This window comes from Armatimonas sp., from assembly GCF_031410135.1.
GTDB lineage: Bacteria > Armatimonadota > Armatimonadia > Armatimonadales > Armatimonadaceae > Armatimonas.
In genome coordinates, this window is record NZ_JANNYP010000164.1 from 1 (window position 1) to 12819 (window position 12819).

General features: G+C 60.5%; 7 protein-coding genes and 1 pseudogene. 7 read left to right on the forward strand and 1 reads right to left on the reverse strand.

Annotation, left to right across the window (positions count from 1 at the left end):
• Positions 1-271: 271 nt before the first annotated feature.
• The 6 genes and pseudogenes from RMO15_RS05860 to RMO15_RS05885 all read left to right on the forward strand — a co-directional run.
• A pseudogene (locus tag RMO15_RS05860) lies at positions 272-925 on the forward strand (hypothetical protein); the annotation flags it as partial.
• Between the two features lie 83 nt (positions 926-1008).
• A complete protein-coding gene (gene gltB / locus RMO15_RS05865) occupies positions 1009-5631 on the forward strand; it encodes a glutamate synthase large subunit (protein ID WP_309709126.1) in 4623 nt (1540 codons plus the stop codon).
• A gap of 46 nt (positions 5632-5677) precedes the next feature.
• Entirely contained in the window at positions 5678-7036 is a 1359-nt protein-coding gene (locus RMO15_RS05870; RefSeq protein WP_309709129.1) for an arylsulfatase, read from the forward strand.
• The gene (locus RMO15_RS05875; RefSeq protein WP_309709132.1) at positions 7033-8529 is read left to right on the forward strand and encodes a sulfatase; all 1497 of its coding nucleotides are present in this window, start codon (positions 7033-7035) and stop codon (positions 8527-8529) included. Before RMO15_RS05870 ends, RMO15_RS05875 begins: the two co-directional genes overlap by 4 nt.
• Positions 8526-10232, forward strand: a complete 1707-nt coding sequence (locus tag RMO15_RS05880) for a sulfatase-like hydrolase/transferase (RefSeq protein ID WP_309709135.1) — start codon at positions 8526-8528, stop codon at positions 10230-10232. The genes RMO15_RS05875 and RMO15_RS05880 overlap by 4 nt, the downstream gene beginning before the upstream one ends.
• 9 nt (positions 10233-10241) lie before the next feature.
• Positions 10242-11651, forward strand: coding sequence for an alpha/beta hydrolase fold domain-containing protein (locus RMO15_RS05885; protein WP_309709137.1), 1410 nt, complete (start codon positions 10242-10244; stop codon positions 11649-11651).
• Here the strand turns inward: RMO15_RS05885 and RMO15_RS05890 are convergent.
• The gene (locus RMO15_RS05890; RefSeq protein ID WP_309709140.1) at positions 11615-12160 is read right to left on the reverse strand and encodes an AAA family ATPase; all 546 of its coding nucleotides are present in this window, start codon (positions 12158-12160) and stop codon (positions 11615-11617) included. The genes RMO15_RS05885 and RMO15_RS05890 overlap by 37 nt on opposite strands.
• Before the next feature lie 61 nt (positions 12161-12221).
• On the opposite strand from RMO15_RS05890, the gene RMO15_RS05895 reads away from it, so the two are divergent.
• On the forward strand, positions 12222-12819 hold a 598-nt coding region (locus RMO15_RS05895), incomplete at its 3' end, for a phytanoyl-CoA dioxygenase family protein (RefSeq protein ID WP_309709143.1).

Here is a 12819-nt window from a genome sequence, read left to right on the forward strand (position 1 = left end):
AAAATCCCCACACATCTGAGTGTTTTTAGCTTAGCGGGAGCATCTTATGGTGCGATAAGGCGGCGACTGGAGTTGTGTCGAGCCACTCATTGCGACACGGCTTTGTGAGAGAGAGATCGCCATTGCGGTCTACGATTTCTGATTGCGGTAAAATGCCCCTATGCCAAAGATAACCTGGTTACGGTCTTACGAGGCGGCGGTCAAGAGTGCCCGCGCCAGTAAGAGACTTATGCTCATTGACTTCTACACCGACTGGTGAGGGTACTGCAAGAAGCTGGAGGCCGAGGTCTATCCTGACCTAAAGGTGATCCAGCTCTGTGGCCAGTTGGTCGCAGTGAAGCTTAATGCGGAACGTGAGGGCAGGGCTCTGGCGCAGAAATACGGTGTCAGCGGCTTTCCCACCGTACTCTATCTGGATGCCGACGGCAATGAGTGGGGACGCATGCCAGGGTTTATGCCTACCGCGGGGTTTATGGAGCTAGGTAGCGGAGTTCTCAAAGCCTTTAAGGAGCTGCCTGGGCTTGAAGCGACGCTCAAGAAAAACCCTCAGAACACGGCACTAGCGGCGGAGCTGACAGAGCGATTTGCGCGTCAGGGCAACGAGACCAAGGCGCTCTGGTCAGCCGGACTCATGGCGAAAGGCCCTCAGAACAACAAGTACTCCTTGGCTTACGGAGCACTGGGCGGGCTCTATCTCAAAAAAGAGAAGTCTGCCTCTGCGCGAACCTGGTTCCAGAAAGCTCTCACCGCAGCCACCGAGCCACGCGATAAAGCCTATGCACATCTCGGGCTTGCCTTTTGCTTTGTGGGAGAGCGCAATGCCAAGGGAGCACGAGCCGAGCTAAACGCGGCGATCAAGGTACCGGGCTGTCCACGGGGCATCCAGGAAAACGCAAAGCAGCTCCTCGAACAAATTCCAAAATAACACTTATGATATAATTTTGGTTCCCGACCACTGCTGGAGAGGTTGCGTGCTCTGTCGCCGCGTTCGTCGTTTGGTAAGTAAAAATGAGCGTGGAAGAGACAGGATTAGAGCTAGTGGACAAGCAAGTTTCTGCGGGGTTGTATGACCCAGCGTTTGAGCATGATGCGTGTGGCGTCGGTTTCGTAGCCCACATCAAAGGCAAACGCACGCACGAGCTTGTCTCCATGGGCCTGACTATTCTCGACAACCTCGTGCACCGTGGCGCGACCGGCTGCGACCCTGAGACAGGAGATGGCGCAGGAATCCTGATCCAGGTTCCAGATAGATTTCTGCGTGGCTCGGTGAGCTTCGAGCTCCCACCGCTTGGTGAGTACGGCGTGGGCGTGGCGTTCTTGCCCACGGAGCGCGATGCCCGCCAGCAGTGCGGGCGCACGCTGGAGGCGCTGACTCGGCAAGAGGGACAGATTTTTCTGGGGTGGCGCGACGTGCCCGTGGACTCCAGCAAGATTGGGCGGCAGGCCAAAGAGACGGAGCCGCGTATCCGGCAGTTCTTTATCCAGCGGGGCCTGACCACGCCCCCCGAGGCGTTCTCGCGCAAGCTCTATGTCATCCGCAAGCAAGTCGAGCGCGAAGTGGCAGGCGCGACCGGCATTCCCGACCCCTCGCGGTTCTACATTCCCAGCCTCTCCACCACGACTCTGATCTACAAAGGCTTGCTACTGCCCCACCAGATGCGCGGCTACTACCTAGATCTCAGCGATGAGCGCATGGAGAGCGCGATTGCGCTGGTGCACCAGCGGTTCTCCACCAATACGTTCCCGAGCTGGCCGCTCGCCCACCCCTATCGCTATATTGCGCACAACGGCGAGATCAACACCATCGGCGGCAACCGGAACTGGATGAAGGCACGCGAGCAGGGCCTGACATCTAGCGTGCTCGGCGATGATCTTAGAAAATGCTACCCACTGGTCAGCCCGACGGGCTCGGACTCCGCGAGCCTAGACAATGCCGTGGAGCTGATGCTCATGGGCGGTAAGACCGTCGCGCAGACCATGATGACGCTGATTCCCGAGGCGTGGGATGGCAACGAGATCATGGCCCCGGAGCGCAAGGCGTTCTACGAGTACCATGCCTGTCTGATGGAGCCGTGGGATGGCCCCGCTGCCGTGGCCTTCACCGATGGTGTGCAGATTGGAGCCGTGCTGGATCGCAATGGCCTGCGCCCCGCCCGCTACACGGTCACCACCGACGATCTCGTGATTCTGGCCTCTGAGACCGGCGTGATTCAAGTCCCGGCGGAGAAGATTGTCGAGCGCGGGCGGCTGACTCCCGGCAAGCTCTTCTTAGTGGACACAGCGCAGCAGAGGATCATCAGCGACGAGGAAGTTAAAAAGACGGTCTGTGGCCTGCACCCTTATGGCGAGTGGCTGGAGAAACACAAGATTGACCTGGCAAGCCTCCCCGAGCCGCCCGCATCGGATCATCCGGTGCATGCGGAGCTGATCCAGAAACAGCGCGCTTTTGGCTACACCTCCGAGGAGCTGCGCCTCTTGCTGACACCACTGGCACAGAACGGGGAAGAGGCGCTGGGCTCGATGGGCACCGACACGCCGCTGGCGGTGCTCTCCCACCGGCCCCAGAACCTTTTTGCCTACTTCAAGCAGCTCTTTGCGCAGGTCACCAATCCCCCGATTGACCCGATCCGTGAGAGCATTGTCATGAGCCTCTGGGACTACATTGGCACCGACGGCTCGCTGCTTGATGATGCGCCCCAGAACGCGCGGCAGATCAAAGTGGGCACGCCGATTCTCTCGAACACGGAGCTGGAGAAGCTGCGGGTGCTGGGCGATGATGGGGGGCTACGACTCTGGACGGCACGTGCGGTCTTCCGGCCTGACAAGCCCCTGGGCGAGCTAGAGCGGGCGGTCGAGCGGCTCTGTCGCCAGGCCAGCGATGCCTTGGAGCGCGGGATGAATGTTATCGTGCTCTCGGATCGCGATGTCTCCCCCGAGTACGCCCCGATTCCGTCACTGCTGGCTATCTCTGCCGTCCACCACCACCTGATCCGCGAGGGAACCCGCAATAAAGTCGCGCTGATTGTCGAGACCGGCGAGGCGCGGGAAGTCCATCACTTTGCATGTCTGGTAGGCTTTGGGGCCAGCGCTGTGAACCCCTACTTGGTCTTCGAGACCCTCGATGATCTGGTGCTTAACGGCGTGCTGACCAGTGTGGACTTCAAGACTGCCGTCAAGAACGTGATCAAGGGCGTGAATAAGGGCCTGTTGAAAGTCATGTCCAAGATGGGCATCTCGACGCTCCAGAGCTACCGGGGCGCACAGATCTTTGAAGCAATCGGGATCAACACCGAGGTCGTGCGGCGCTACTTCACGGGCACGGCAAGCCGCATCGAGGGCGTGACGCTGGAGGACATTGAGCGAGAAGTCCGTAGCCTCCACGAGAGTGCGTTCCCCAAAGAGCAGGCCGCTGGGGCGTTTGACTTGGAGCCAGGTGGTCAGTACCAGTGGCGACGCTTTGGCGAGAAGCACGCCATCAACCCCGAGATGGTCGAGAAGCTCCAGAAATCCGTCCGTGAGGGCCGCTTCGACACATTTGCGGAGTTTAGCAAAGCTGTCAACGAGAGCGCCGTGGAAGCGTCTACGCTACGTGGCCTGATGACCTTTCGGAAAGTACATCCCTCGATCCCGATTGAGGAAGTTGAACCCGCCAAAGAGCTCGTCAAGCGCTTTGCCACCGGCGCGATGAGCCTGGGCTCGATCAGCCGTGAGTCGCACGAGGGGCTTGCGATTGCGATGAACCGCATGGGCGCGATGAGCAACACCGGCGAGGGCGGCGAGGACCCGGCACGCTACACCGACGAGCGCCGCAGCAAGATCAAACAAGTCGCCTCAGGCCGCTTTGGGGTGACCACGCACTACCTGGTCAACGCGGATGAGCTGCAGATCAAGATGGCCCAGGGCGCAAAGCCCGGTGAGGGCGGCCAGCTCATGGGCCATAAAGTGGACGAGTACATTGGGAGCATCCGCCGCTCGACTCCCGGCGTGACATTAATCTCGCCCCCGCCGCATCACGATATCTACTCGATCGAGGACCTCGCGCAGCTGATCTTTGACCTCAAAAATGTCAACCCGGCGGCGCGTATCTCGGTGAAATTAGTGGCGGAAGTCGGCGTGGGAACCGTGGCGGCGGGCGTGGCCAAAGCCCATGCGGATCATATCCTGATCTCTGGCTACGACGGTGGCACGGGCGCTTCCCCGCTCAGCTCGCTCAAACATGCCGGGGTGCCGTGGGAATTAGGGCTCGCCGAGACACAGCAAGTCCTTGTCCGAAACGAGCTCCGGGGCCGGGTGCGCCTCCAGGCCGATGGACAGCTAAAAACGGGCCGCGATGTCTTAATAGCCGCGCTGCTCGGGGCTGAAGAGTTTGGCTTCTCGACCATGCCCTTAGTGGCTCAGGGCTGCATCATGATGCGTGTCTGTCATTTAGGCACCTGTCCCGTGGGAATTGCGACACAAGACCCGGCGCTTCGAGCCAAGTTTTCCGGCAAGCCCGAGCACGTGATCAACTACTTCTTCTTTGTCGCCGAAGAAGTACGACAGCTGATGGCCGAGCTGGGCGCGCGCACGCTCGATGAGCTGATCGGGCGCACGGAGTACCTGGACACCAGCGATGCCGTGCGGTTCTGGAAGGCACGGGGCGTGGATCTCTCGGCGATTCTGGTGGGCACCCCTTTTGCCGGAGCAACTGTGGCGACGCGCAAAGTCGAAGACCAGGATCATGGCCTGACGGGGGCGCTGGACTACAAGCTGATCGAGCAGGCAAAAGCCGCGCTCGAAGACGCTCGCCCGGTGAAGTTCACCATGCCGATCTTCAACCATAACCGCACCTGTGGCACGATGCTCTCCGGGGAGGTCGCCAAGCGCTACGAGGCCGCCGGGCTCCCCGATGGCACGATCCAGATTGACTTCACCGGCTCGGCGGGCCAGAGCTTTGGGGCGTTTCTTGCGCCCGGAATGCAGCTCACCTTGGTCGGAGATGCCAACGACTACGTCGGCAAGGGAATGTCGGGAGGCCGGATTATCGTCCACCCACCCCAAAACATCCATCCAGGTTTCGACGCGTCGGAGAATATTATTGCGGGCAATACCCTGCTCTACGGCGCGACCGGCGGCGAGGCCTATCTCACCGGCGCGGTCGGGGAGCGCTTCTGCGTGCGCAACTCGGGCGCGGTTGCCGTGGTGGAGGGCGTCGGTGACCACTGCTGCGAGTACATGACCGGCGGTATCACGGTGGTTCTAGGCCGCACCGGGCGCAACTTCGCGGCGGGAATGTCGGGTGGGGTTGCTTTTGTCTACGACCTCAAGGGGGGCTTCCCCAAGCGCATCAACCAGGATCTCGCGGCGGGCTGTGGCCCCGTCGAAGGCCACGATGTCGCACTAATACGGGAGCTCTTCCCCGCCAATCTGCCCCCTGTCCTGCGCGACGCCGTCTCCGAAGACGACGCGGGTGTGCTCCGTGAGCTGATCGAGGCGCATGTCAGGTACACGGGCAGCAAGCGTGGCCAGGCGTTTTTAGATAACTGGGACACCGAGCTGACTAAGTTCGTAAAAGTCATCTCCCCCGAGTACCAGCGCCTGCTCGCCAACCGCAAGGCCGAAAAAGACCTAAAGGCGCTCAGCGGGAAGTAAAGGGCGGGGTAAAGGAAATCCTGCGGGTCGCGCCGAACAGTCTGTCATGTTTGCAGCGCGGCCCAACATTATTGTTATCCTCACCGACGACCAGGGGTTCGGGGATCTCTCCTGCCACGGCAACCCGGTTCTCAAGACACCCAACCTAGACCGCCTCCACGACGAAGGCGTTCGCTTCACCCACTTTCACGTCAGCCCGACCTGCTCCCCGACGCGTGCGGCACTACTCACCGGCAAGCACGAGATGCGCTCGGGGATCAGCCACACGATCTACGAGCGCGAGCGATTAAGCCTTAAAGCCACCACACTAGCGCAGGTGCTCAAGAGCGCGGGCTACACCACGGGGATATTTGGCAAGTGGCATTTAGGCGATGAAGACGCCTACCAGCCCGATAAGCGCGGCTTTGACGAGGTCTTTATCCATGGCGCGGGCGGGATCGGGCAGAGCTATCCGGGCACCTGTGGTGATGCGCCGGGAAATACCTACTTCGACCCCGCGATCTGGCACAACGGGCACTTTGAGAAGACCAAGGGCTACTGCACCGATGTGTTTTTCGCTCAAGCCACGCGCTGGATCGAAGAAAAACGTGGCACGAGAGCGCCGTTTTTTGCCTACATCACGCCCAACGCTCCGCACGGGCCGCTTCAAGTGCGCCCCGAGGATGAGGCACGCTACACGGGAAAAGTGGCCGACAAGCAGGCGGCGAAGTTCTTTGGGATGATCGCCAATATAGACGATAACGTGGGCAAGCTCTTAGAGAAACTCAAAGAACTTGGCATCGAGCGCGAGACTCTCGTGATCTTCATGAACGACAACGGCGGCACGGCGGGCGTAAAAGTCTTTAACGCGGGGATGCGGGCATCGAAGAACACGGTCTACCAGGGCGGCACCCGCGCGGCCTCGTTCTGGCGCTGGCCGGGGACGCTTAAGCCTGCCGACTGTGATCGGTTGGCGGCGCATCTGGATGTTCTCCCGACGCTGGCGGAGCTGACGGGAGCTAAAGCGCCGCGTAGGCTCGATGGTCGGAGCCTGCTGCCGCTTCTCAAGAACCCGAAGGCAAAGTGGGCGGAGCGTATGCTCTTTGTCCACACGGGACGCTGGGAGCCGGGGCAGCCACCCAGTAAGTACGGCAACGCCGGGGTGCGCTTCTCGCACTACAACGCCGTGGCGACCCAGAACGCAAGCGCCCGCTGGCAGCTCTTTGATCTGGAGGCAGACCCTGCCGAAGCCACGGACATCTCGGTGCAGAACCCGGCGCTGGTGCAGAGAGTGAATGCCGCCTACGACTCCTGGTGGACAAGTGTCCTGCCTGGGCTGGAGAACGAGGAGGCGTATAAGACCGCGCCGAAGGTCAACCCGTTTAAGACACGCTTTGAAAAGCAGTTTGGAGCCGTGACAAAATGAAGACTATCCTGGTTATGTTTGACTCGCTCAACCGGAAGATGCTCCCGCCCTATGGAGGCGACTTTGTGCAAGCACCCAACTTCACACGACTGGCACAGCGCTGCGCGACTTTTGAGACGAGCTATGTCTGCTCCATGCCCTGTATGCCCGCTCGCCGCGACCTGCACACGGGCCGCCCGAACTTTCTGCACCGCCGCTGGGGGCAACTGGAGCCTTTTGATGACTCTCTTCCCGAGCTATTAAAAACCATTGGAATCTATTCCCATTTTGTGACGGACCACTACCACTACTGGGAAGACGGCGGCGCGACCTACCACAACCGCTACTCCACGGCGGAGCTGATCCGGGGCCAGGAGGGCGATCTCTGGATCGGGCAGGTCGCAGACCCGGCGTTCCCTGAAAACGCACGCGGACGACACGCCAACCCTAAGGACCTCTACGCCCGTCAAGACTTGGTGAACCGAAGCGCGATCCCAACCGATGCGGAGCACTCGCAGACAAAGACATTTGCGGCGGGGCTAGACTTTATCGAGCGCAACCATACCGACGATAACTGGTTCCTGACGATCGAGACGTTTGATCCCCATGAGCCGTTCTTTGTGCACGAAGAGTGGCGCAACAAGTACCCAGGCGAGCGCGGCGACTTGCTCTTTGACTGGCCCTACTATAAAGAGGTCAGCGAGACACCCGAGGAAGTGACGCATATTCGCACGGAGTACGCTGCGCTGGTGACCAAGTGCGACCATAGCCTCGGGCTGATCTTGGATGCGATGGACCGGCATAAGCTCTGGGACGACACGCAGCTGATTGTCTGGACCGACCATGGGTTTCTTCTCGGCGAGCACGATCTCTGGGCCAAGATCTGGATGCCATTCTACGACGAAGTGGCGCACACGCCGTTTTTTATCTGGGACCCGCGCTTTGCCCAAGCCGCAGGCCAGCGGCGAACGGCCCTAGTGCAGCCCTCTATTGATCTCGCACCGACCATTCTGGGCTTCTTCGGCCTGCAACCCACACCGGACATGCGTGGCAAAGACCTCGCACCGGTTCTGGAGAGCGACACGTCGGTGCGGGAGGCCGCGCTCTTTGGGATGCACGGAGCGCAGGTGAATGTCACCGATGGCCGCTATGTCTACTGGCGCGCCGCCAACGAGCAGAACGCGCCGCTCTACAACTACACACTCTGTCCCACGGTGATGCGTGGCTTCTTGCCGCTGGGTGAGCTTGCGGGCATGACGGCGGCACCCCCGTTCTCATTTACTAAGGCCTGCCCCGTGATGAAGATTCCGACACAGCAGAGCATGGCTGGGAGCAACCCGCGCCTGAAGCAGACCGTGCTCTGGGACCTGCACACCGATCCCAGCCAGACACAGCCCTGCACCGATGCCGCCGTCGAAGCGCGTCTGCTAAGCTCGCTAGACACACTCTTGCGCGAGTACGATGCGCCGCTAGAGCAGTGGGAGCGCCTTAGCTTAGAGGTAAATAACGCATGAGGCCGCCCAATGTGGTCGTGTTCCTCGCCGACGATGCGGGGTGGGGGGACTACAGCGCCAGTGGCAACCGCATGGTGCAGACACCGCACATTGACTCCCTGAGCCGCGAGGGCGTGACGCTGGAGCGCTTCTTTGTCTGCCCGGTCTGTGCCCCGACCCGTGCGGAGTTTCTGACGGGGCGCTACCACCCACGAACCGGAGTCTACGGCGTCTCGACCGGCCAGGAGCGCATGGATCTCAGCGAGAAAACCCTCGCAGATGCTCTCCAAAAAGCGGGCTACGCCACCGGAGCCTTTGGAAAGTGGCACAACGGGAGCCAGTGGCCCTACCACCCAATGGCGCGCGGCTTTGGTGAGTACTACGGCTACACGTCAGGGCACTGGGGCGAGTACTTCAACCCGCCACTGGAGCACAACGGCAAGCCCGTCCGAGAAAAAGGCTACATCGTTGATCTGTGCACCGACAAAGCGCTGGCCTTTATCGAGAAACATAAGAGCCGCCCGTTCTTTTGTTATGTTCCTTTCACCACCCCACACTCCCCTTGGGCCGTCCCGGAGAGCGACTGGCAGCGCTTCAAAGACAAGCCCCTGGCGCAGCAGGCCACCCAGCCGGACAAAGAAAACCCTGACCATACCCGCTGCGCTCTCGCGATGCTGGAGAACCAGGACCGTAATGTCGGGCGGATTCTCAAGAAGCTAGAGCAGCTGAAGCTGACCGAGGATACGATCGTTGTTTATTTCTCGGACAATGGCCCCAACACGGCGCGCTGGAACGGCGGGATGAAGGGCATCAAGGCCACGACCGACGAAGGTGGGGTGCGCTCGGTGTTTTTCCTCCGCTGGCCGGGTAAGCTCCCCGCAGGTCATAAAGTTGCCGAGATCGCAGGAGCCATTGACCTACTGCCCACGCTCCTGGCCCTCACGGGAGTGACAGGGGTGGGAGACAAGCCGCTGGATGGCCGCGATCTCTCGCCCCTCTTGACAGACCGTGCACGCACCGCGCCACCTCGTATGCTCTTCACCACCTGGAGCGGCAAGGTGAGTGTGCGCACCCAAACGCACCGCCTGGATTCGTCTGGCGAGCTCTTTGACATGGTCACCGACCCGAACCAGACACACTCAGTGACAAGCCAGCAACCCGAGACAGCACGACAACTTGCTTCCGCCGTCGCAGCCTGGCGTCGCGAGATGTTTCCGCCCTCGCCTCGTACTGCCTCGCCCGTGGACCCACGTCCGATTCCAGTGGGGTACAAAGTCTTCCCGCACACCTGGCTTCCGGCACGTGATGGCGCGCCGGGCGGCGGGGTTGAGCGCAGCTCCAGTGCGCCCAATAGCTCCTACTTCCGCAACTGGACCCGCACCGACGACACGATCTCCTGGGAGCTTGAGGTTCAGACAGCGGGCACCTACGAGGTTGAGCTGCACTACACCTGCCCCCTGCCCGATGCGGGCTCGCGTATTGCGCTAAGCTTTCAAGGAGGTCAGCTGGAAGGGCGCGTCGCTCCCGGCTGGGACCCGCCGCTCTACACAAACCAGGACACACTCCCGCGCCCGCCGGGGGAGTCGCGCCTGAAAGAGTTTCGGATACTGCGTCTTGGAAAGCTACGTCTGGAACGCGGTCGTGGCCCCCTGACCCTCCGTGCCCTGGAGATTCCTGGCAAGGAAGTGATGCACCTGAGCGCCGTGGTTCTGACACTAAAATAAGATAATCCTATGAAAAATACACTGCTTACTCTCCTCATACTCTCACTGCTCACTCCTATGGCGCGTGCTCAGGAAGCCATTCCCTACAAAGAAGCCGACGGCAAGCAGCTGGTGCTTCAGGTCTTCAAGCCCGAGGGCTGGAAGGCTAGCGACAAGCGCCCTGGTTTTGTCTTCTTCCACGGCGGCGGCTGGACGGGTGGCACTCCGACGGCGCTCTACCCGCAGGCGAAGGCGCTGGCGGCACGCGGGATGGTGGCGATCAGTGCACAGTACCGGCTGGCGGAGAAGGGGAAAGCCCCGGAGAGCTCCGTGAACGATGCACGCTCGGCGATGCGCTGGGTGCGCAGCCACGCTGCCGAGCTGGGAATAAACCCTACGCGCCTCGGGGCGGGGGGAGGCTCAGCGGGGGGGCACCTAGCGGCGCACTGCGGCATGATAAACGGCCTCGACGATCCCAAAGACGACAAAGCGATCTCCTGTCGGCCCGATGCACTAGTGCTCTTAAACCCCGTCTACGACAACGGCCCCGGTGGCTATGGCAACGAGCGGATCGGGGAGCGCTTCAAAGAATTCTCGCCTTTCCATAATATTGGAAAAGACAGTCCCCCGACTCTTGTGTTCTTTGGAGACATGGATAAGCTCGTCCCTGTCAAGACTGCCGAGGCGTTTCGCGATGCCCAGCGCGCCGCTGGGGTAAAGTCCGAGCTGATCGTCTCTCTGGGGCAGGCACATGGCTTCTTCAACAAGGAGCCGTATCTAAGCAAGACCATTGCCGAGATGGAGGGCTTTCTGGAGAGGCTTGGCTGGCTGAAAAAGCAGTCCAAGCCCGCCCCCGCCCTGCGCCCGATCACTGAGACGCCTGGCCTGCCGCGCGTCCTCCTCATCGGCGACTCTATCTCCATGGGCTACACGCTCCCCGTGCGCAATCTGCTCGATGGCAAGGCTAATGTGATCCATCCCCCGGTCAACTGCTCCGATAGCGGCTTTGGGCTGCGTGAGCTTGACAAGTGGCTGGGTGACAAGCCCTGGGACGTGATACACGTTAACTTTGGGCTCCATGACCTGAAGTTCGTAGATGAGAAAGGCACGCTGGTCGCCGTCGAGAAAGGCAAGCAACGTCTCTCTCTCACGGAGTACGAGGCCAACCTGCGAGCGCTGGTGGCGCGGCTCAAAGCCACTAAAGCCAAGCTCATCTGGGCCACTACCACTACGGTTCCCGAGGGCACCATAGGCCGGATTGCGGGTGGCGAGCGCGCCTATAACGAAATCGTCAAGAAAGTCATGACCGAACTCAAGGTTCCGATAGACGATTTGCACGCTGTGATGGCCGAGCAGCAGCCACGCAATGTTCACTTCACACCTGCTGGCTACGAAACACTGGCTCAGGCAGTAGTGAGAAGTCTCTCAAAAGCACTCTGAGCGGGAGGAGTGCTATGCACTTTTAGAACGGCCTCCACGCACTCCGCCGTGGTCGCTGTTGATGTGTCCACTTCGATGTCGTAGTGGCTGTGGGTATGAACACGCTCGTGCTGCCGTCGCGCGGTGCCAGGGCTCCGGTCTCCTCGCGCCAGCTCACGTGCCTCCAGTACCACAAGGTCGCAGTGCACCCCGACAAAGAGCACGTTGGCTTTACTCAGCAGCCGGGCACAGGCCACCAGTGCCTCTTTGTCATCCGCGACAGTATCCACGATAACGCAGTTTCCACAGTCCGCCAGCGCGGCGATGCAGTGGAGAAAGCCGTAGTAGAGCTTGTAGCGAAACTCAAAAGAGTGGTCTAGTGGATTACCTCGCTCCGGAAGTTTGGACCAGAAGTCATCCTCGCCGAAGTACACATGCGGCACAGCGAGCTGGTTTTGTAGCGCCTTTGCCAGAGTCGTTTTCCCGGAGCTAGACGCCCCATTCAGAAGAATTACTTGAACCTCACCCATAGCCCGATTGTATCTCACAAGAGGGTCTGCTTATCGGTAGGCGTGCAGGTAGAATGTCTCCATGAAACTATCTGAGGACGAAAAAGTGGCAGGCTTGCTTTCTCCAGAGCGCCTGCACACGGCTGTGCAGACTTTTAACGATGTGGGCTATGTGGTGATCGAGGATGCCTATGACATGGCGTTTTTGGAGACGGTGCGTGTGGTTTACGAAGCGGAGCTGGAGCGCTTTATCGCGAGTAAGGGCGGACTGGAAGCGCTGGAGGGCAATACCTTTGGCAAGAATCATATCGGTTTTTTCCCGCCGTTGAACCTCCCCATCGCCGACACGAAGCTTGCCGCCCAGCCGGTTGCGGTGCAGGTCATGAAAGCACTTCTCGGCGACGATTTGCAGTGCGCGTTCTTCCACACCAACAGCGCCCTTCCCGGCTCGGGAATCCAGCCGGTGCACCGCGACACTGCCAACTTAATGGGCGTTCCGCATCCCGTCGCGACTTTGGTTCTCAATATCCCACTTTGCGACTTCACGATTGCTAACGGAGCCACGGAGGTGTGGCCGGGGACGCATCTCACGCAGGGACCGGTGGACAATGACCGTGCTGCGGCGTTTCCCTCCGCGCGAACGGAAGTACCAGTAGGGAGCTTTATTCTGCGAGACATGC